Source organism: Citrobacter sp. wls619, assembly GCF_005281345.1.
Classification (GTDB): domain Bacteria; phylum Pseudomonadota; class Gammaproteobacteria; order Enterobacterales; family Enterobacteriaceae; genus Citrobacter.
On sequence record NZ_SZXJ01000035.1, the window covers coordinates 157,626 to 179,122 of the forward strand.

General features: G+C 52.3%; 20 protein-coding genes. 11 read left to right on the top strand and 9 right to left on the bottom strand.

From position 1 onward, the window contains the following. Positions 1 to 313: 313 nt before the first annotated feature. The 3 genes from FDX19_RS06315 to cueP all read left to right on the top strand — a co-directional run bounded on the left by FDX19_RS06315 (position 314) and on the right by cueP (position 1,823). On the top strand, positions 314 to 604 hold the full coding sequence (locus tag FDX19_RS06315) for an HTH-type transcriptional regulator (protein ID WP_048213664.1): 291 nt from the start codon (positions 314 to 316) through the stop codon (positions 602 to 604). Positions 605 to 884: 280 nt separating this feature from the next. Continuing rightward, positions 885 to 1,097 carry an RNA chaperone/antiterminator CspA gene (cspA, locus tag FDX19_RS06320; RefSeq protein ID WP_000014594.1) on the top strand — a complete coding sequence of 71 codons (213 nt, stop codon included), beginning with the start codon at positions 885 to 887 and terminating at the stop codon, positions 1,095 to 1,097. Positions 1,098 to 1,283: 186 nt separating this feature from the next. Continuing rightward, on the top strand, positions 1,284 to 1,823 hold the full coding sequence (gene cueP, locus FDX19_RS06325) for a copper-binding periplasmic metallochaperone CueP (protein WP_137382053.1): 540 nt from the start codon (positions 1,284 to 1,286) through the stop codon (positions 1,821 to 1,823). 66 nt (positions 1,824 to 1,889) lie between these two features. Here the strand turns inward: cueP and glyS are convergent, their stop codons facing one another. From glyS to FDX19_RS06340, 3 genes are all read right to left on the bottom strand, one after another. Beyond that, positions 1,890 to 3,959, bottom strand: a complete 2,070-nt coding sequence (gene glyS, locus FDX19_RS06330; protein ID WP_137382054.1) for a glycine--tRNA ligase subunit beta — start codon at positions 3,957 to 3,959, stop codon at positions 1,890 to 1,892. Positions 3,960 to 3,968: 9 nt separating this feature from the next. After that, on the bottom strand, positions 3,969 to 4,880 hold the full coding sequence (glyQ, locus tag FDX19_RS06335) for a glycine--tRNA ligase subunit alpha (RefSeq protein WP_001168551.1): 912 nt from the start codon (positions 4,878 to 4,880) through the stop codon (positions 3,969 to 3,971). Between the two features lie 95 nt (positions 4,881 to 4,975). After that, positions 4,976 to 5,284 (bottom strand): YsaB family lipoprotein, encoded by a 309-nt coding sequence (locus FDX19_RS06340; protein ID WP_137382055.1) that lies wholly within the window; start codon positions 5,282 to 5,284, stop codon positions 4,976 to 4,978. 171 nt (positions 5,285 to 5,455) lie between these two features. Between FDX19_RS06340 and FDX19_RS06345 the strand changes: the two genes are divergently transcribed. Then, positions 5,456 to 6,451, top strand: a complete 996-nt coding sequence (locus tag FDX19_RS06345; protein WP_137382056.1) for an acyltransferase — start codon at positions 5,456 to 5,458, stop codon at positions 6,449 to 6,451. Here FDX19_RS06345 and yiaB read toward each other — a convergent pair. The 3 genes from yiaB to xylA form a co-directional block, all read right to left on the bottom strand. Next, complete coding sequence (gene yiaB, locus FDX19_RS06350; RefSeq protein ID WP_137382057.1) at positions 6,448 to 6,813, bottom strand: inner membrane protein YiaB; 366 nt, start codon at positions 6,811 to 6,813, stop codon at positions 6,448 to 6,450. The genes FDX19_RS06345 and yiaB overlap by 4 nt on opposite strands. Positions 6,814 to 6,982: 169 nt before the next feature. After that, positions 6,983 to 8,437 carry a xylulokinase gene (gene xylB, locus FDX19_RS06355; RefSeq protein ID WP_137382058.1) on the bottom strand — a complete coding sequence of 485 codons (1,455 nt, stop codon included), beginning with the start codon at positions 8,435 to 8,437 and terminating at the stop codon, positions 6,983 to 6,985. Between the two features lie 72 nt (positions 8,438 to 8,509). Then, positions 8,510 to 9,832, bottom strand: a complete 1,323-nt coding sequence (gene xylA, locus FDX19_RS06360; RefSeq protein WP_137382059.1) for a xylose isomerase — start codon at positions 9,830 to 9,832, stop codon at positions 8,510 to 8,512. Positions 9,833 to 10,191: 359 nt separating this feature from the next. Here xylA and xylR point away from each other — a divergent pair, with 359 nt between their 5' ends. Beyond that, complete coding sequence (gene xylR, locus FDX19_RS06365; RefSeq protein WP_137382060.1) at positions 10,192 to 11,370, top strand: D-xylose utilization transcriptional activator XylR; 1,179 nt, start codon at positions 10,192 to 10,194, stop codon at positions 11,368 to 11,370. Between the two features lie 46 nt (positions 11,371 to 11,416). On the opposite strand, the gene FDX19_RS06370 is transcribed toward xylR, so the two are convergent. Next, on the bottom strand, positions 11,417 to 12,241 hold the full coding sequence (locus FDX19_RS06370; RefSeq protein WP_061066797.1) for a protein bax: 825 nt from the start codon (positions 12,239 to 12,241) through the stop codon (positions 11,417 to 11,419). 316 nt (positions 12,242 to 12,557) lie between these two features. Between FDX19_RS06370 and malS the strand changes: the two genes are divergently transcribed. Beyond that, positions 12,558 to 14,588 (top strand): alpha-amylase, encoded by a 2,031-nt coding sequence (malS, locus tag FDX19_RS06375; protein WP_137382061.1) that lies wholly within the window; start codon positions 12,558 to 12,560, stop codon positions 14,586 to 14,588. A gap of 176 nt (positions 14,589 to 14,764) precedes the next feature. Continuing rightward, on the top strand, positions 14,765 to 16,015 hold the full coding sequence (avtA, locus tag FDX19_RS06380) for a valine--pyruvate transaminase (RefSeq protein WP_137382062.1): 1,251 nt from the start codon (positions 14,765 to 14,767) through the stop codon (positions 16,013 to 16,015). A gap of 36 nt (positions 16,016 to 16,051) precedes the next feature. On the opposite strand, the gene FDX19_RS06385 is transcribed toward avtA, so the two are convergent. Beyond that, positions 16,052 to 16,525, bottom strand: a complete 474-nt coding sequence (locus FDX19_RS06385; RefSeq protein WP_137382063.1) for a 4Fe-4S dicluster domain-containing protein — start codon at positions 16,523 to 16,525, stop codon at positions 16,052 to 16,054. Between the two features lie 117 nt (positions 16,526 to 16,642). Then, positions 16,643 to 17,458, bottom strand: a complete 816-nt coding sequence (gene yiaJ / locus FDX19_RS06390) for an IclR family transcriptional regulator YiaJ (protein WP_043018696.1) — start codon at positions 17,456 to 17,458, stop codon at positions 16,643 to 16,645. 217 nt (positions 17,459 to 17,675) lie between these two features. On the opposite strand from yiaJ, the gene yiaK reads away from it, so the two are divergent. Genes yiaK through FDX19_RS06410 form a run of 4 tightly spaced genes read left to right on the top strand, consistent with a single transcriptional unit; the run spans position 17,676 to position 21,448 of the window. Then, positions 17,676 to 18,674 carry a 3-dehydro-L-gulonate 2-dehydrogenase gene (gene yiaK, locus FDX19_RS06395; RefSeq protein WP_133087124.1) on the top strand — a complete coding sequence of 333 codons (999 nt, stop codon included), beginning with the start codon at positions 17,676 to 17,678 and terminating at the stop codon, positions 18,672 to 18,674. A gap of 11 nt (positions 18,675 to 18,685) precedes the next feature. Then, on the top strand, positions 18,686 to 19,150 hold the full coding sequence (locus FDX19_RS06400) for a YhcH/YjgK/YiaL family protein (protein ID WP_043018698.1): 465 nt from the start codon (positions 18,686 to 18,688) through the stop codon (positions 19,148 to 19,150). Positions 19,151 to 19,164: 14 nt separating this feature from the next. Next, positions 19,165 to 20,097, top strand: a complete 933-nt coding sequence (locus FDX19_RS06405) for a DUF4862 family protein (RefSeq protein ID WP_137382064.1) — start codon at positions 19,165 to 19,167, stop codon at positions 20,095 to 20,097. A 31-nt stretch (positions 20,098 to 20,128) separates the two neighbouring features. Beyond that, on the top strand, positions 20,129 to 21,448 hold the full coding sequence (locus FDX19_RS06410) for an MFS transporter (protein WP_137382065.1): 1,320 nt from the start codon (positions 20,129 to 20,131) through the stop codon (positions 21,446 to 21,448). Positions 21,449 to 21,497: the final 49 nt, after the last annotated feature.

Consider the following 21,497-nt stretch of genomic DNA (forward strand, 5'->3'; position numbering starts at 1 on the left):
CCAGGTCAGCCCCGCAAGATACCCTTTCCGCGTAATCTTGTCGGGGAAAATAACGGTTTCCGCCGCCCGGTGTTTTGCTCAACAATGCTCCATTCACATAACGGCGCTCTATTTTAGTCATCTTTACAATTGGAAGGGTTCGATCGGAGATCCCGACCTTTATCAGTTCGTTAGCCAACTAAAGGTTGTCACCCGCGATTCGCTGAAACGAATCCACAACGCATACCTTAAATTCGCCTTCATTTTTTCCGACTACGCTTAATGAGCTTCGATGAAATTCACGATCCCGCTGTGTGATTTATAGGAGTTCTCAATGGAATACAAAGATCCTATGTTTGAACTGCTAAGCAGTCTGGAGCAGATTGTTTTTAAAGATGTATCGCAGACGGTTACTCAGACGCAAAAAACCAACCCTTTCGCTGAATTTGAACAACTACGACGAGGGACAGGTTTAAAAACAGATGATTTCGCCCGGGTGATGGGCGTGACGGTCGCGATGGTTCATGAATGGGAGTCTAAACGCGTGAAGCCATCCAGTACCGAATTGAAGTTGATGCGCCTGATTCAGGCAGATCCACGATTAAGTAAGCAGTTGATGGATTAAGTTATTTTCAAATTTATCCTAAGAGCGGTCCTACTGAAGGGCCGTTCCTCCACTGCCAATATCCACAAAAAAGAAAATAGTAGTTGCATCCACCGGCGTAAAATGAGTTAATGCGCTCAACGGTTTGACGTACAGACCATTACAGCAGTTTAGTAAGGCAAGTCCCTTCAAGAGTTATCGTTGATACCCTTCGTAGTGAGCATTTCCTTTACTGTTAAAAAATCTGTAAAGCACGCCATATCGCCGAAAGGCACACTTATTTTTTAAAAGGTAATACACTATGTCCGGTAAAATGACTGGTATCGTAAAATGGTTCAACGCTGACAAAGGCTTCGGCTTCATCACTCCTGACGATGGCTCTAAAGACGTGTTCGTACACTTCTCTGCTATCCAGAACGATGGCTACAAATCCCTGGACGAAGGTCAGAAAGTTTCCTTCACCATCGAAAGCGGCGCTAAAGGCCCGGCAGCTGGCAACGTAACCAGCCTGTAAGCTTAAAAAGCTCAAGATTCTGAATCCCTGCCAAACGGCGGGGATTTTTTTTTATTTGTTCTCCGCGCCCCCTCTCCCGAACGCGTCTTTGCATTACTTTACCCATCACACCTTTGACCTTTCCCTAAGGGCAAGCTTTATAGTGAGCGAGTTTATATTCCACAATTTTCACAAGGAATTGAAGCTATGTCGAAATCCTCACTGCTGTTATTTTTAGGTTTGCTCACAACCGGTAGCGCCTTAGCGGCAACGCCGGAAGCCAATTTCCTGGCTGAACACGGACTCAGCGGGAAATCCGTCGAGCAAATCGTCGAGACCATTGACCAATCACCGCAGAGTCGCCCGCTGCCGTACTCAGCGTCCATCACCAGCACCGCGCTGAAGCTCTCTTCGGGCGACCAGGTGTATACGATGCCGCTCGGCGATAAGTTCTATCTGTCATTTGCCCCTTATGAGTGGCAAACGCACCCTTGTTTCAACCACAGCCTTTCCGGTTGTCAGGGCGAAATGCCTGGGAAAAAATTCAACGTCAAAGTGACGGATAGCAAAGGGGATGTGGTGGTACAAAAAGCGATGAAGAGCGGCCGTAATGGCTTTGTCGGGGTATGGCTACCGCGCAATATGGAAGGCACCATCGCAGTAAGCTACAACGGTAAAACGGCGGAGTATCCTGTTAAGACGATGGAAGACAGCCAGACCTGTCTGACAAAATTGCAGTTGCGCTAACAACATAAAAAAATGCCGGATAAGGCGAAGCCGCCATCCGGCATTTTCTAAATCAGCGCAGGGCCGTTACTGCAGCAGCGAAATATCCGCCACGCGCAGGAACAGCTCGCGCAGTTTTTCGAGCATAGACAGACGGTTAATACGCAGATCTTTATCTTCTACGTTAACCATCACTTTCTCGAAGAACGCATCGACCGGTTCACGCAGCGCCGATAGCTCAACCAGCGCTTCCTGGTAATGCCCGGCTGCAAAGACAGGCTCCAGCTTGTCGCGCAGCACCACTACCTGCATCGCCAGCGCAATTTCTTCCGGCTCTTTCAGCGTTGCCGCATTTACGCGGTCATTCAACGTCTCTTCAGACTTCGCCAGGATGTTCGATACACGCTTGTTCGCCGCAGCCAGCGCGGACGCGGCTTCCAGCGTACGGAAGTGCGAAACCGCCTTCATACGCGCGTCGAAATCAGCCGGACGAGTCGGACGACGCGCCAGCACGGCCTGAATGGTATCGACGGTGTAACCCTCGTCCTGATACCAGGCGCGGAAACGACCCAGCATGAAGTCGATAACGTCATCCACCACGTTGGCGTTGGTCAGCTTGTCACCATACAGACGAACCGCTTCTTCCGTCAGCGTTTGCAGATCCAGATTCAGGTTCTTCTCAACGATGATACGCAGCACGCCCAGCGCGGCACGACGCAGCGCAAACGGGTCTTTGTCACCTTTCGGATGCTGACCGATACCGAAGATACCCGCCAGAGTATCCATCTTATCGGCAATCGCCACGGCACAGGCAACCGGGTTAGACGGCAGATCATCACCGGCGAAGCGCGGCTGATACTGCTCGTTCAACGCCACAGCCACATCTTCCGCTTCGCCATCATGACGTGCGTAGTGCATGCCCATTACGCCCTGGGTGTCGGTGAACTCGAAGACCATGTTGGTCATCAGGTCGCACTTAGACAGCAGGCCAGCACGCGTTGCGTGGTTTACATCAGCGCCAATCTGTTCGGCAATCCAACCCGCCAGCACCTGAATACGATCAGTCTTGTCACGCAGCGTACCCAGTTGCTGTTGGAACAGCACGGTTTGCAGACGCGGCAGATGGTCTTCCAGACGTTTTTTACGGTCAGTATTGAAGAAGAACTCGGCATCCGCCAGACGCGGACGAACCACCTTCTCGTTACCGGAGATAATCTGGCTCGGATCTTTCGATTCGATATTGGCAACGAAGATAAAGTTCGGCAGCAGTTTGCCGTCGTTCGCATAAACCGGGAAGTACTTCTGGTCACCTTTCATGGTGTGTACCAGCGCTTCAGACGGCACCGCGAGGAATTTCTCTTCGAACTTCGCAGTCAACACTACCGGCCATTCCACCAGCGAGGTGACTTCTTCCAGCAGGCTTTCACTCAGGTCAGCATTACCGCCAATCTTACGCGCCGCTTCTTCAGCATCGGCTTTGATTTTCGCTTTACGCTCAGCGTAATCCGCAATCACTTTGCCGCGCTGGCGCAGGATTTCTGGGTACTGGTCGGCAGAATCGATGGTGAATTCCGGCTCGCCCATAAAGCGATGACCGCGGATCACGCGATCGGACTGAATACCCAGAATCGTTGCCGAAATCACTTTGTCGCCCAGCAGCAGAGTCACCGTGTGAACCGGACGCACGAAGTGGACGTCAGACGCGCCCCAGCGCATCAGTTTCGGGATCGGCAGCTTCGCCAGCGAAGTCGCAATCATGTTCGGCAGCAGCGTTTCTGCGCTTTCGCCTTTCACGTGCGCACGGTACAGCAGCCACTCACCTTTATCAGTCGTCAGACGTTCAGCCTGATCAACGGTGATACCACAACCACGCGCCCAACCTTCTGCCGCTTTACTCGGTTTACCTTCAGCATCAAACGCCTGGGCAATGGCCGGTCCGCGCTTCTCAACTTCACGATCGGGTTGAGATTCCGCCAGGGCAGCGACTTTCAGCGCCAGACGACGCGGCGCGGCAAACCACTCAACATTGCCGTGCGCGAGGCCTGCGTTATCCAGCTCCGCGGTGAAGTTCGCAGCAAAGGACTCAGCCAGGCTGCGCAGTGCTTTTGGTGGCAGCTCTTCAGTGCCGATTTCCACCAGAAAAGTTTTCTCAGACATGGCCGCCTCTTATTTGTCTTTGTTGCACATCGGGAAGCCAAGGGCTTCACGGGAAGCGTAGTAAGCTTCTGCCACTGCTTTGGTCAACGTGCGAATGCGCAGGATGTAGCGCTGGCGCTCGGTGACAGAGATGGCTTTGCGCGCATCCAGCAGGTTGAAGCTATGGGCGGCTTTCAGAATACGTTCATACGCAGGCAACGGCAGCGGGTTTTCCAGCGCCAGCAGCTGCTGTGCTTCTTTCTCGTACTGCTCGAAGCAGGTGAACAGGAAGTCCACATCGGCGTATTCGAAGTTGTAAGTGGATTGCTCCACTTCGTTCTGATGGAACACGTCGCCGTAGGTTGTTTTGCCCAGCGGACCGTCGCTCCAGACCAGGTCGTAAACGCTGTCTACGCCCTGAATGTACATGGCCAGACGTTCCAGACCGTAGGTGATTTCCCCGGTAACTGGCTTACATTCCAGGCCACCAACCTGCTGGAAGTAGGTGAACTGCGTGACTTCCATGCCGTTCAGCCACACTTCCCAACCGAGACCCCAGGCACCCAACGTCGGGTTTTCCCAGTTATCTTCCACGAAACGGATATCGTGAATGGTCGGGTCCATACCCAGCTCTTTCAGAGAACCCAGGTACAGTTCCTGAATATTGTCCGGTGACGGCTTAATCACTACCTGGAACTGATAGTAGTGCTGTAAGCGGTTCGGGTTTTCGCCATAGCGCCCGTCGGTCGGACGACGAGAAGGCTGCACATAAGCAGTCGCCATCGGTTCCGGCCCCAGTGCACGCAGGCAGGTCATTGGGTGAGATGTTCCCGCGCCGACTTCCATGTCCAATGGTTGAACGATGGTGCAGCCCTGGCGAGCCCAGTAATCCTGTAAGGTCAGGATCAAGCCCTGGAAGGTCCTGGTATCAAACTTTTGCATATTATTTCGTGCTGGATACGTGTGGATTTAAAGGAAGCGATCAGTATACCCGCTGGCTGCAAGATATACAGTACGAAACGGGAAAAAGGGGGAACTTAGCGCATGGAAAGGTGCAAAAACTGCCCGTCTGCGTCAAATGAGCAGACAAAACTCTCTTTACGGAAGGTAGAACCGCGCATCTCATAGCTACCCTGGAATTGCTCAAGACCGGTGATAGCAATTTTCTGGGCACCCGTATTATAAAGTTCCGATGCTTCGCTTTTGCACAATGACTCCATATCCAGCGAACGCGTAGCAGTAATTTTGCCCTTTTGCGCTTTCTGCACGGGTGCTGACGATTGTGGATCGGCGCACCCCGCCAGCAGCAGCGTGAGGATGGCTGGAAAGAAATACTTCATCATCATTTTATTACCGCCTGGTTTGCTGGTCAGTCTTATTATTAGTGTCTGGAAACAGATCCTATTGTGAGAATCTCCCCAGGCCATCACAAGCTTTAGCGTAATAACTCGGATTAATCCAGTGAGCGATGTTCGCAAATACCAGTCAGACTTTTTTTAGTGAAGACAGAGGAACTGATGCAGCCCAAAATTTTCTGGATTGATAACTTACGCGGGATAGCCTGTTTAATGGTTGTGATGATTCACACCACGACCTGGTACATCACCAATGCGCAAAGCGTCAGCCCGGTAAATTGGGATCTTGCCAATGTGCTAAATTCAGCTTCTCGCGTTAGCGTCCCGCTGTTTTTTATGATCTCGGGTTATCTCTTTTTCGGCGAGCGCAGCGCCAGACCGCGACATTTCATCCGCATCGCATTGTGTATTCTGTTTTACAGCACCGTGGCACTGGCCTACATCCTGCTGTTCACCTCGATCAACGCTGAGCTATCGTTGAAAAACCTGCTGCAAAAACCGGTGTTCTACCACCTGTGGTTTTTCTTCGCTATTGCCGTTATCTACCTGGTATCCCCACTGATTCAGGTGAAAAATATCAGCGGAAAAATGCTGCTGGCAGTGATGGTCGTGATTGGCGTTATTGCCAATCCCAACACCGTATCGCAAAAAATTGGCGGCTTTGAGTGGCTACCCATCAACCTGTACATCAGTGGCGATACGTTCTACTACATTCTGTACGGCATGCTGGGCCGGGCAATTGGCATGATGGAGACACAAAAGCGCTCACTCACCTGGCTCTGCGCAGCGTTGTGTCTCGTCGCCGTGTTTGTTATTTCCCGCGGGACGCTGCATGAACTCCAGTGGCGAGGCAATTTTGCCGATACCTGGTATCTCTATTGTGGCCCGGCGGTATTTATCTTTGCTGCATCGCTCCTGACGCTGGTTAAAAACACGCTCAGCACACGCACACTGCCCATACTGGGGCTTATTTCCCGTCACTCGTTAGGTATTTACGGTTTCCACGCGCTGATCATTCATGCGCTACGTACCCGCGGCATTGAACTCAAAAACTGGCCACCGCTGGATATGCTATGGATTTTTAGCGCCACGCTGGCGGGTAGTTTGCTGTTGTCGATATTGTTGCAGCGTATCGATACGCGCAGGCTGGTGAGTTAGGATTCTCCAGACAGCTCGTTTTCAGACGAACGCTGCAGTAACACTTGCCCCAGTAAACTCACAAAGAATGCCGCTGGGTATAACCCCATTTCGAGGGGTAACAGGCTGGCATTCCACACCCCCACCAGCAGTAACCCGACGGTTATCAGCGCCACCATCTGACACACAGAAGCGAAACGTTCGTCGTTCTGATTGAGATTTACAGCACGCTGATAAGCGTACGTCACAAACATTCCCGTCATCAGCACGCCGAAAAAATAGCCTTTGCCACTCAATAACGGGCACGCCCGCCATAAGCCAATAACGTAAATGAGTGCGCCGGAAAGAAACAATAGCCATGGCAATAGCCTTGTCGTCTTCATTGGGATCTCCTTATCCTCTACCACGGATACAATATGAATAACCCACTCAAGACAATACAGAAAAACGCTATCTCACTGAGATTTCAGATTACATTCATGCACATAAATTATTGATTCAATGAAAACATACATGAGGAAAATCCCCTCTGCGCATCAGAGGGGAACACGATCAGGACATTAAGGGCAGCAATTGCTGATAGATACGACGGAAGGTTTCCCGACGTTGTTGATACCAAGCATGTTGCTCTGCATCAGGGTAATGCGCCTGCTCCAGCACCAGTTGAGGCAGTAAGTCAGTGAGTGGTTGTTGTGGATTCATCGCAATTTGCGCCAGCCGGGCTGCGCCCAGGGCAGGACCGACATCGCCCCCGGTACGGTAATCCAGCTGCAGTCCGCTGATATCCGACAACATCTGCCGCCAGTATTCACTACGCGCCCCACCACCGATGAGCGTAATGCTGGCCGGTGTAACGCCACAGGCATGTACCACATCCATACCGTCAGCTAAGGCGAATCCCACACCTTCAAGTACCGCTCGCGCCAGTTCTGCCGGACCATGCTGATGCGTCAGGCCAAAAAAGACGCCTTTCGCCTGCGGGTTATTGTGCGGCGTACGTTCCCCGGACAGATAGGGTAAAAACCAGACCGGCTCAGCGTGTTCATCCGCCTCTTGCGCAGCAGCAATCAACGCAGGAACGCTCGCCAGTCCGGTTAATTTTGCCGCCCAGTCGAGGCAGGATGCGGCGCTCAGCATCACTGACATCAGATGCCACCGTTCAGGCAACGCATGGCAGAAGCTGTGTACCGCACTTTCTGGTTTACTGAGAAAGCCGTCGCTTACGGCAAAGTAGACGCCGGACGTACCCAATGACAGCATTGCCTGGCCTGCATTCATCATCCCTACGCCAACCGCACCCGCCGCGTTATCGCCACCACCCGCAACGACCGCAACCTCTGACATGCCCCAGGATTGCGCGATACCAGGCAACAGCGTTCCGGTAATCGCACTGCCCTCGTACAAGGCCGGCATATGCGCACGAGTCAGCTGGCACGCCGCCAACATGACGTCACTCCAGTCACGTTTCGCGACATCCAGCCACATCGTACCTGCGGCATCCGACATATCGCTGGCAAACTCGCCGGTCATACGCAGACGCAGGTAATCTTTCGGCAGCAGGACTTTATCAACCTGGCTGAAAATGTCCGGTTCATGGCGCTGAACCCACAGCAATTTAGGGGCAGTAAAGCCAGGCATCATCAGATTGCCGGTAATCACACGAGATTGCGGCACCTGATTTTCCAGCATCGCACATTCTTCGGCGCAGCGACCGTCATTCCACAGAATTGCCGGTCGCAGAACCTTCTGCTGCTTATCAAGCAGCGTCGCGCCGTGCATCTGCCCGGCAAGACCTAACGCCTTTACCTCGCTGAGAGAATGTTGCTGACCCAACGTTTTTACAGCACGGTCCGTCGCCAGCCACCACTGTTCAGGATCCTGCTCCGACCATAGCGGATGAGGCCGCGAGACGGTCAGTTTCTCCGTATGCGAGGCCACCACATCGCCCTGCTCGTTCAGCAGAATGGCCTTTACGCCTGATGTACCAAGATCTATCCCGATATACATAGGGTATCGTTCCTTAAAGAAAGGCCCGGTAGCGAATCGCTATCCGGGCTTACGGACGTACTCAGCAGTCCATTATTTGTCGAACAAATAATGGTTTACCAGATTTTCCAGCTGTTCCTGATGGCCGCTCTGATGCACCGGTGCCAGGTTATGTTGTTCAGCGTACTGCGCAATTTCCGTCAGCGTCATCTGACCTTTCAGAATTTGCTGGCCCAGCTCACCATTCCAACCGGCATAACGTTTTGCCACGCGCTGATCCAGGCCACCGTCTTCAATCATATGGGCCGCAATTTTCAGCGACAGCGCCATGGTATCCATCGCACCAATATGACCATAGAACAGATCGTATTTATCGGTACTCTGACGACGGACTTTGGCATCAAAGTTCAGGCCACCAGTGGTAAAACCGCCCGCTTTCAGGATTTCGTACATGACCAGCGCATTCTCTTCTACGCTGTTCGGGAATTGGTCGGTATCCCAGCCCAGTTGTGCGTCGCCACGGTTCGCATCGACGGAACCAAATAGCCCCAGAGCAATCGCCGTAGCGATTTCGTGGTGGAACGAATGGCCTGCCAGCGTGGCATGGTTGGCTTCAATATTCAGTTTGATCTCTTTTTCCAGACCGAACTGCTTGAGGAATCCGTAAACGGTCGCAGCATCGTAGTCATACTGGTGTTTCGTGGGTTCTTGCGGCTTCGGTTCGATCAGTAAGGTGCCCTGGAAACCGGTTTTGTGTTTATGCTCGACCACCAGTTGCATAAAGCGGCCAATCTGCTCACGTTCCTGACGCAGGTCGGTATTAAGCAGCGTTTCATAACCTTCACGGCCGCCCCACAGAACGTAGTTCTCGCCACCTAATTTATGTGTGGCATCCATGGCAGTCACGACCTGCGTGGCCGCCCAGCTGAAGACTTCCGGGTCCGGGTTAGTCGCCGCGCCTGCGCCATAACGTGGGTTAGTAAAGCAGTTTGCCGTACCCCACAGCAGTTTCACGCCGCTCTGTTCCTGTTTTGCCGCCAGCACATCCACCATCTGGGCAAAGTTATTTTTATACTCTTTCAGTGACGCGCCTTCAGGCGAGACGTCAACATCATGGAAGCAGTAGTAAGGCACATTCAGCTTATGGAAAAACTCAAAGGCCACATCCGCTTTACGTTTTGCCAGCGCCAATGCCTCACCCGGCTGTTGCCACGGACGGTCGAAGGCCCCCATACCGAACATATCCGCGCCGTTCCAGCAGAAAGTGTGCCAGTAGCAGGCGGCAAAGCGCAGATGATCTTCCATGCGCTTGCCCAGCACGATTTCATCAGGGTTGTAATGGCGAAATGCGAGTGGGTTAGTGGATTTTGTACCTTCAAAACGAACGCGATCGAGTTGGTCAAAATAAGCCTGCATAATAAGCTCCATAATCAGGTAATACGGCAAGTAAACTGCGATACAGTCATACTGGAATTTCCTGATTTATTGCTCAATTACGTTATTTCACACCGCCATTAAGAGAATACCCAAATGTGCGCTGGCTCCCAAAAATGCACACTGAATAAGCAATTAAAAAAGCGATCGCGATCGGCTCTTCATCAATAAACAAAAAACCGTAATACGCAGATAAGAAATGACAATTGTCTTCCTGGTCGGGGTGTGTGAATTTTGCGTAGCGTTACGCAAATAAGAAATTTGTCACGCTTCATCAAGTAGTCGCACCTGCGGTTTTGGTAGTATCGACAGGCCACATTAACCTTTCAGGATAGGCTCTTATGTTTGATAAACGACACCGTATCACCCTATTATTTAATGCTAATAAAGCCTATGACCGCCAGGTGGTAGAGGGCGTAGGTGAATATTTACAGGCATCGCAATCCGAGTGGGATATATTCATTGAGGAAGATTTCCGTGCCCGTATTGATAATATCAAAGACTGGTTAGGCGACGGTGTTATTGCTGATTATGACGATGATGACATTGCACAATTACTTGCCGATGTCGATGTTCCCATCATCGGTGTCGGGGGTTCCTACCATCTTGAAAGCGATTATCCACCCGTCCATTACATTGCGACTGATAACCATGCACTGGTGGAAAGCGCTTTTTTGCATCTAAAAGAAAAAGGGGTCAACCGATTCGCATTTTATGGTCTGCCCTCTTCCAGCGGCAAGCGCTGGGCTGCCGAGCGTGAATATGCCTTTTGCCAGTTGGTCGCCAAAGAGAAGTACCGTGGCGTTGTTTATCAGGGGCTGGAAACCGCACCCGAAAACTGGCAACACGCGCAAAATCGACTGGCGGACTGGCTGCAAACTTTACCCCCGCAAACCGGTATTATCGCCGTGACCGACGCGCGTGCGCGGCATGTTCTGCAGGCCTGCGAGCATTTGCATATCCCGGTGCCGGAAAAACTGTGTGTTATTGGGATCGATAACGAAGAACTCACCCGTTACCTGTCCCGGGTCGCGCTGTCATCCGTTGCTCAGGGCGCGCGACAGATGGGCTATCAGGCAGCAAAACTTCTGCACCGCTTACTGGCGAATGAAGAACTGCCGCTGCAACGCATTCTGGTGCCTCCGGTACGCGTCGTGAATCGTCGTTCAACCGACTATCGCTCACTGACCGATCCCGCCGTCATTCAGGCAATGCATTTTATCCGCAACCATGCCTGCAAAGGCATCAAAGTCGAGCAAGTGCTGGATGCAGTAGGGATTTCACGTTCGAATCTCGAGAAGCGCTTTAAAGACGAGGTCGGGGAGACCATCCACGCCGTGATTCATGCCGAAAAACTGGAAAAAGCGCGTAGCCTGTTGATCTCCACGACGCTCGCAATAAACGAAATTTCACAAATGTGCGGCTACCCGTCGTTGCAGTATTTCTATTCCGTTTTCAAGAAAGAATACGATACGACGCCAAAAGAGTATCGTGACATGAACAGTGAGGTGATGCTGTAAGGGGAATTGTGCCGGATAGCGGTTTCGCCTTATCCGGCCTGTGGAATTACATATGCGCGGCGATTAAACGCTGGTTATCCTGGTACATCGCGAACAGATAGTTATTGTAACTCTGTCCTTTGGTGGAGTACCCCTTCAGCTTATGGATCATCGCGGTCGCTGTCACTTCCTGATCGGCTTTACGCAACTGCGCGCGCGATTTACGGAAGGAAGAGTATGCCGGGTGCGTGTTCAGGTTAATGACATAGGCATTCACCGACTCTTTTACCGATTCAAACTGTGAGTAGCCTTTCACCTTACCGGGTGCATTGTTGCAGCGGCCTTTGACACATTTCATGCCAAACAGGTTGTTATTGCTACGCGCCAGTTTCGATGTGCCCCAACCGCTTTCAGCCGCAGCCATAGTCGCCACCATACTGGTAGGGATGATGTCTACGCGCTCAAGCAGCGTATTCCATGGAATTTTACGCGTGTTACCAGACCAGCTCACCTTGTAGCGTTTCGCGATATCTTTCATACGCGTACGCTCAGTCGGTGACCAGCGATTCTGGTACTGCTTTGAGATCAGCCAGTTACGGTCCGCCGTAATGGCAGCATTTTGACTGGTAATATAAGGCATAACCGTCCGGAGAAACGCTTTTTTCCTTGGTGTTCCGGAAGGGTATTTTCGCAAATCAGGAAGTGAACTACTCTTTGCACTATTGCGAGAATACTCTTGTTTACTGCTTACCTGTGTATTACTTGCCTTGATTACCTGGGGCTTATGACTCGTTGTTGCCGTGTGTGTCTTTGCCAGCACCTCACCCGAAAATGCAATGGTGAGTAACATAAGAATCATTGCCCCATATCGTCGAATGGGAGTCAATATCATTAGGTCTCCTGGTCGGATTTAAACATTCCAACACCTTATATTTTTCACAAAAATGAGAGATGAATCTCAAATCATATCAAAAATAGCCGTCAAGAGCACCCAAAGGAATAGTCCAATTCTGAAACTATGTCACGTACAAACCGTTCCGGGTGCGGTTAATTCGAAGAAAATGTGGAGGTTATCGCAAAATCAGGTCGTTTTTTGCGCGTGATCGCTCACCCTCATCTCTCATCCGGGCAGAATCGCCGCTAAGGATGAGTTTTCGCTCTGATTTCACTGGCAAACTGGCGTAAATCGCAGCATCAAGGACAGCATTATGAAACTTGCCGCCGTTGCGCTGGTATTACTGCCCGGCATTGCCATCGCCTCATCATGGACTTCTCAGGGATTTCCTACCTTCGCAGCGGAAGGTACGGGTAAATTTGTCAGCCATGCAGCGTTGACGAAGGGTACTCGCCCTTTGACCCTGAATTTTGACCAACAGTGCTGGCAGCCTACAGATGCCATTAAACTCAATCAGATGCTGTCGCTAAAACCCTGTGAAGGCACGCCGCCACAGTGGCGTTTATTTAAAGACGGCGATTACACATTGGAAGTCGATACCCGCTCCGGTACACCGACGCTAATGCTGTCAGTAAAAAACGTGGCAGATCCCGTCACCGCCCCGATCCGCCAGTGTCCAAAATGGGATGGCTCGCCGCTGGCGCTGGATGTGAGCCAGACCTTCCCGGAAGGCACCGTGGTACGCGATTACTATAGCCAGCAAACGGTAACGGTGAAAAACGGAACCATTACCCTGCAACCCGACGCGGCCAGCAATGGACTTTTACTGTTAGAGCGGGCGGAAACAGATGCCCCTGCCGCTTTCGACTGGCACAACGCCACGGTGTACTTCGTACTGACAGATCGCTTTGAAAACGGCGATCCGACTAACGATCACAGCTATGGTCGTCGCAATGACGGTATGCAGGAAATTGGTACCTTTCACGGGGGAGATTTACGCGGGCTGACCAACAAACTCGACTACCTGCAACGTCTGGGCATCAACGCCTTGTGGATCAGCGCGCCGTTTGAGCAAATCCACGGCTGGGTTGGCGGTGGTACTAAAGGCGATTTTCCCCACTATGCCTATCACGGTTACTACACCCAGGACTGGACCACGCTCGACGCCAACATGGGTAACGAGGCCGACCTGCGCGCGCTGGTTGACGGCGCGCATCAACGCGGCATCCGCATTCTGTTCGATATTGTCATGAACCATACCGGCTACGCCACGCTAGCTGATATGCAGGAGTACCAGTTTGGGGCGTTGTACTTGTCAGGTGAGGAACTGGAAAAAACGCTCGGTGAACGCTGGACGGACTGGAAACCCGTGTCCGGGCAGAGCTGGCACAGCTTTAATGATTACATCAACTTCAGTGATAAAGCCGCGTGGGAAAAATGGTGGGGGAAAAAGTGGCTCCGCACTGACATTGGCGACTACGACAATCCGGGTTTTGACGACCTGACCATGTCGCTGGCTTTCCTGCCCGATCTGAAAACGGAGTCAACTACGCCTTCGGGTTTGCCGAATTTTTATCAACACAAGCCGGATACCCACGCCAAAGCTATCCCTGGTTATACGCCACGAGATTATCTGACTCACTGGCTCAGCCAGTGGGTGCGTGACTACGGCATTGACGGTTTTCGGGTCGATACCGCTAAACATGTCGAGCTTCCGGCCTGGCAACAGCTAAAAGCGCAGGCCAGCTCAGCGTTGGCCGAATGGAAGAAAGCTAATCCAGACAAAGCGCTGGATGATAAACCCTTCTGGATGACCGGTGAGGCCTGGGGACATGGCGTCATGCAAAGCGATTATTACCGCCACGGTTTCGATGCGATGATCAATTTTGACTATCAGGAGCAGGCGGCCAGGGCCGTCGATTGTCTGGCGAATATCGATCTCACCTGGCAGCAGATGGCCGATAAATTGCAGGATTTCAACGTGCTAAGCTATCTCTCATCGCACGATACCCGGCTGTTCCGTGAAGGTGGAGACAAAGCCGCCGAGTTGTTATTGCTGACGCCTGGCGCGGTACAACTTTTTTACGGTGACGAGTCGGCACGCCCCTTCGGCCCAACCGGCTCAGATCCATTACAGGGGACGCGCTCGCAGATGAACTGGCAGGACGTTAACGGGAAATCTGCCGCCAGCGTCGCGCACTGGCAGCGCATTAGCCAATTCAGGGCCCGACATCCCGCAATCGGAGCAGGTAAACAAACCACGCTTTCATTAAAGCAGGGATACGGATTTATCCGCGAACATGGCGACGATAAAGTCATGGTCGTGTGGGCTGGTCAACCCTGATCCCAACAGGCTTCTCGTGCTCAACGGCGCGGGAAGCCAGATTCAATATAAAAAACTATCCAGCAAAAAATCTGCAGCACAAAACATCAATTCGGCTCTGTAGGCCTGATTTGCACCCCGCCATAGGTAGCGCTATGGTTAGCCACTTTAATACTGAGTTCGACAGACCACCTGCTATGACATTCTCACTTTTTGGCGACAAATTTACCCGCCATTCAGGCATCACACGCCTGATGGAGGACCTCAACGACGGCTTACGCACCCCAGGCGCTATCATGCTCGGCGGCGGTAATCCGGCACAAATTCCAGAGATGCAAAATTACTTTCAGTCTCTGCTGGCAGAGATGCTGGAAAACGGCAAAGCCACTGATGCGCTTTGTAATTATGACGGTCCACAAGGTAAAACCGAGCTACTGTCTGAGCTGGCGAAACTACTACGTGAGAAGCTGGGTTGGGATATCGAACCACAAAATATTGCACTGACAAATGGCAGTCAGAGCGCGTTTTTCTACTTATTCAACCTCTTCGCCGGCCGTCGTGCCGATGGAACCACCCGAAAAGTGTTGTTCCCGTTGGCACCGGAATACATTGGTTATGCCGATTCAGGGCTCGAAGAAGACCTTTTCGTTTCAGCACGCCCAAACATCGAACTGTTACCGGAAGGCCAGTTTAAGTATCACGTTGACTTTGAACACCTGCATATCGGCGAAGAGACGGGCATGATTTGCGTGTCACGTCCGACGAACCCGACCGGCAATGTGATCACCGATGAAGAGCTGATGAAGCTGGACCGGCTGGCCAATCAGCATGGAATTCCGCTGGTTATCGATAACGCCTATGGTGTCCCCTTCCCCGGCATCATCTTTAGCGAAGCGCGTCCGCTGTGGAACCCAAACATTGTACTGTGCATGAGCCTTTCCAAGCTGGGGCTGCCGGGCTCTCGCTGCGGCATCATTATTGCTAATGAAAAAATCATCACCGCCATCACCAATATGAACGGCATTATCAGCCTTGCGCCTGGCGGAATGGGTCCGGCAATGATGTGCGAAATGATTAAGCGCAACGACCTTCTGCGCCTGTCCGAAACGATAATCAAACCGTTTTATTATCAGCGTGTTCAGCAGACGATTGCGATTATTCGCCGCTATTTATCTGAAGATCGCTGCCTGATTCATAAACCAGAAGGGGCGATTTTCCTGTGGTTATGGTTCAAGGATTTACCGATTTCCACCGAGCTGTTATATCAGCGCCTGAAAGCGCGCGGTGTCCTGATGGTGCCTGGCGACTATTTCTTCCCAGGGCTGGATAAACCCTGGCCGCATACCCATCAGTGCATGCGGATGAACTATGTGCCGGAGCCGGAGAAAATCGAAGCTGGCGTGAAGATTCTGGCTGAAGAGATAGAACGCGCCTGGCTGGAAGGCTGACGAGAACCCCGACCTCTGTGCAGGTCGGGACTCGCTTTACAGCGGTTGTGACCGCAGACGCTGCCGCTGAATACTCACAGCATCAATACACTGCAACGCGCTGGTCGGGCAGGCTTCTACACACGCCGGTCCCGTCTCGCGATGCCAGCACAAATCGCATTTTATCGCCTGCACCCGCGACGAACGGGCAACGACATTCATTGCCCCAAACGGGCAGGCCAGCATACAGCTTTTGCAGCCAATACAACGAGTCTGTTCAACGAAGATATGCCCATGTTCACGACGAATGGCGTGAGTTGGACACACATTCGCACAGGGAGCGTCTTCGCATTGATGACAAGCGACCGCCGTCGTAAAGGCGTCGTCTTTGATCACCCGAATTCGCGGGACAAACGCAGAAGAAGAGACCGACGCACAATCCTGGTTTTCCTGATGCGCGACGACACAGGCAACTTCGCAGGTACGACACCCAATACACTTCGCCGCATCCGCCATAATAAACGCGTTCATTGCCCCCTCCCTTTGCATGAAAACAACAGATTGCCAGAGAGACTGCCCCCGTCGCTTTGATCGGACAGGGGAAACGGTTAAATAGTGTCAGGTGTCTGAATGACGCCTGGCATGCGCCTAATCGCGAACGGTAAAGCCCAGCTCATTTGAAATCGCCTGCGCGGTTTCCCGCAGCGGTTTGAGTAGATTCTTTTCCCCTACCTGCTTAAGCCGCGAGGTCGAGAGTGAAATTGACACCGCGTACGGTACCCGGCCATGAATATCAAACACCGGCACGGCAATACAGGATACCCCCAGCTCGTTCTCTTCCCGATCCATCGCCATACTGCTTTCGCGGATCTGCGCCAGTTCATCGTACATCGCTGGTAGACCGGTAATGGTATTGCGGGTCAGCGGCTGAATCAGATCCTGATGGCTCTCCCAGTAGGACTCCACGTAATCCGCATGCCCAAACGCCATATATATTTTGCCCATCGCGGAGCAATACAGCGGCATATGCTGACCGATATAGGCGCGGGTACGCAGCATGCCCGTTGTCGGCTCCAGCTTATAAATCAAAATAGCGTGGTCGTCTTCACGACTGGAGAAATTGATCGTTTCGCCGGTGGCAATATTCAACGCTTCGAGGTGCGGTGCGGCAACATGGATAATATTCAGTGACGACAGCGCCTTCTGGCCCACGGCGATAAATTTAGTGGTCAACCGATAACTGCCCGCAGCGGGTGCGGGCGTGACGTATCCGCATGACTGAAGCCCTTGCAGGAGTCGATGCACGGTACTTTTGTTCAACCCGGCCAGTTCAGACAAATGGGCCAGCGGACACCCATTCGGATAGTTGCTCAGGATCTCAATCAACATCAAACCACGGAACAGGCTCTGACTTCCGGCAGGCCTCTCTTTATCTTGCGTCATTTCACTCTCTTTTGTGCCCATCGCTTCCGCTCCCCTTTTCGTCGCGCTCTGATGGTAGCGCAAAGTGTGTTTCAGTTCACGATCTGAACCGAAAAAACACAACCATTTGATTTTGATGATTTTAAAAAATAGACCACCCCGTTGATCTGTCAAAATTTGATCGCTATATTTGAAATCAGATTTCGCATAGTGAAATTTAGAGATAAAAAAGCGATCAAACTTAAACAAGGAAACAGGAATGAAAGTCACTTTTGAGCAGTTGAAAGATGCGTTCAATCGGGTACTGCTGGCACGCGGTATCGCCGTTGAAACCGCCGATGCCTGTGCCGAAATGTTTGCGCGCACCACCGAGTCCGGCGTTTATTCGCACGGCGTGAATCGCTTCCCCCGTTTCATTCAGCAACTGGATAACGGCGACATCATTCCTGACGCTAAACCGCAGCGCATTACCAGCCTGGGGGCGATTGAACAATGGGATGCCCAGCGTTCGATCGGCAACCTGACGGCAAAAAAGATGATGGACAGAGCCATTGAGCTGGCTTCCGATCACGGTATTGGCCTGGTCGCGCTGCGTAACGCCAACCACTGGATGCGCGGCGGCAGCTATGGCTGGCAGGCGGCAGAGAAAGGGTACATTGGTATCTGCTGGACCAACTCGATTGCCGTCATGCCGCCATGGGGTTCGAAAGAGTGCCGCATTGGTACCAACCCGCTGATTGTCGCGATCCCCTCCACGCCAATCACCATGGTTGATATGTCGATGTCGATGTTCTCCTACGGCATGCTGGAAGTGAATCGCCTGGCTGGTCGAGAACTGCCGGTAGATGGTGGCTTTGATGATGAAGGCAATCTCACCAAAGAGCCGGGCGTTATCGAAAAAAACCGCCGCATTTTGCCAATGGGTTACTGGAAAGGTTCAGGTCTGTCGATTGTGCTGGATATGATTGCCACCCTGCTTTCTGATGGCTCATCCGTGGCGGAAGTCACCCAGGATAACAGCGATGAATATGGCGTTTCACAGATTTTTATCGCCATTGAAGTGGATAAGCTGATCGATGGTGCCACCCGCGATGCCAAGCTACAGCGGATTATGGATTTCATCACCACCGCCGAACGCGCTGATGAAAACACGCCTGTTCGCCTGCCGGGCCACGAGTTTACAAAGCTACTGGCAGAAAATCGCCAAAACGGCATCACCATTGATGACAGCGTCTGGGCAAAAATTCAGGCGCTGTAAGGAGCAACACTATGATCTTTGGACATATTGCTCAACCTAATCCGTGTCGTTTGCCCGCAGCGATTGAAAGGGCGCTCGACTTTCTGCGCACCACGGATTTCCGCAAACTGGAGCCGGGCGTGGTGGAGATCGACGGTAAAAATATCTTCGCGCAGATTATCGATTTAACTACCCGTGACCCAGCCGAAAATCGCCCGGAAGTGCATCGCCGCTATCTTGATATTCAGTTTTTAGCCTGGGGTGAAGAAAAAATCGGTATCGCTATTGATACCGGAAATAATGAAATCAGCGAAGCGTTATTAGAACAGCGCGATATTATTTTTTATCACGCCAGTGAACATGAATCTTTTATTGAAATGACTCCGGGAAGTTACGCCATATTTTTCCCGCAGGATGTTCATCGTCCGGGATGTCATAAAACTGTCGCCACACCGATCCGCAAAATAGTCGTGAAGGTTGCTATTTCAGTTTTATAAAAGGAGCACAAAAAATGAAAGCTAATACAACCGGTTATATTATCGGTGCGTACCCCTGTGCACCCTCATTTCACCAAAAGAGTGAAGAGGAAGAGAAGGAATTCTGGCGGCAGCTCTCCGATACCCCGGATATTCGCGGACTGGAACAGCCCTGCCTTGAACATCTGCATCCGTTGGGCGACGAATGGTTATTGCGCCATACGCCGGGCGACTGGCAAATCGTGGTCACGGCCATTATGGAAACCATGCGCCGCCGCGGTACTGAGGGTGGTTTCGGACTGGCCTCCAGCGACGAAGTGCAGCGTCAGGCCTGTGTGGCGTATTACCGCCATCTGCAGCAGAAAATCAACCATATCAATGCAACTAATGGCGGAAAAGTAATCGCGCTGGAGCTACATGCTGCCCCACTGGCAGGCAACCCGAACGTCGCTCAGGCCACCGACGCGTTCGCCCGTTCACTGAAAGAAATTACCCACTGGGACTGGTCCTGCGATCTGGTGCTGGAGCATTGCGATGCCATGACGGGCCCCGCGCCACGCAAAGGCTTTTTGCCGTTAGACAACGTGCTGGATGCAATAGCCGGATATGACATCAGCGTGTGCATTAACTGGGCGCGCTCGGCCATTGAAGGGCGGAACCTCACCCTACCGCTGGCCCACACGCAGCAGGCCAAACGGGCTGGAAAACTGGGCGCACTGATGTTTTCCGGCACCACAATCACGGGAGAGTATGGCGAGTGGCAGGACTTACACGCGCCGTTTGCTCCTTTCTGCCCGCAAAGCTTGATGACCACCGACCATGCCCGCGAATTATTCGCCTGCGCAGGAACCGAGCCATTGCAATTTGCCGGTATTAAATTACTGGAAATAAATGCCAATGCAGATGTGGATCATCGCGTAGCAATATTGCGCGACGGTATCGCTGCATTAAACAAAACAAAATTATAAAAATAACATACTACTCTACGAGAATATTAATATGAACATGACCTCTCGCCCTACACTCAAAGATATACCCCGTCAGCGCTGGCTGCGAATTATCCCACCCATTCTCATCGCCTGTATTATTTCTTATATGGACCGCGTCAATATCGCATTTGCGATGCCGGGCGGCATGGACGCCGAATTAGGTATTTCCGCCACCATGGCGGGACTGGCTGGCGGTATTTTCTTTATCGGTTATCTGTTTTTACAGGTTCCCGGCGGAAAAATTGCCGTACACGGTAGCGGCAAGAAATTTATCGGCTGGTCGTTGGTTGCCTGGGCGGTTATTTCCGTTTTGACGGGATTGATCACTAATCAGTATCAACTGCTGGTTTTGCGCTTTTTACTCGGCGTTGCCGAAGGCGGCATGCTGCCGGTTGTGTTGACGATGATCAGCAACTGGTTCCCCGACGCCGAGCGCGGTCGCGCCAATGCGATTGTGATTATGTTTGTGCCGATTGCCGGGATCATTACCGCCCCGCTCTCGGGTTGGATCATCACCGTGCTCGACTGGCGCTGGCTGTTCATTATTGAAGGTTTACTCTCCATTGTGGTCCTGGTGCTGTGGGCCTATACCGTTTACGACCGACCGCAGGAAGCACGCTGGATCTCTGACGCCGAGAAAAATTACCTCGTTGAAACGCTGGCCGCCGAGCAAAAAGCCATTGCCGGAACCGAAGTCAAAAATGCCTCTCTGGGCGCGGTGCTGTCCGATAAAACCATGTGGCAGTTGATCGCACTGAACTTCTTCTACCAGACCGGGATTTACGGTTACACCCTGTGGCTACCGACCATCCTCAAAGAGTTGACGCACAGCAGCATGGGACAGGTCGGTATGCTCGCCATTCTGCCGTACGTCGGCGCAATTGCCGGGATGTTCCTGTTCTCTTCTCTCTCTGACCGCACCGGTAAACGCAAGCTGTTCGTCTGCCTGCCGCTGATTGGCTTTGCCCTGTGCATGTTCCTCTCCGTGGCGCTCAAAAATAACGTCTGGCTGGCTTATGCCGCGCTGGTCGGCTGCGGCTTCTTCCTGCAATCGGCTGCAGGCGTGTTCTGGACCATTCCGGCGCGGTTGTTCAGCGCGGAAATGGCCGGTGGCGCACGTGGGGTTATCAACGCCCTCGGTAACCTTGGAGGCTTCTGCGGCCCTTACGCGGTCGGCGTACTCATCACCCTGTACAGCAAAGATGCGGGCGTTTACTGCCTGGCAATCTCACTGGCGCTGGCCGCGCTGATGGCACTGCTGCTGCCAGCAAAATGCGATGCCGGTTCTGCGCCGCTAAAGACGCTGAACCCACATAAACGTACAGCTTAAAACAATGCCCGGTGGCGCTTCGCTTACCGGGCAACCGTCGTAGGCCGGA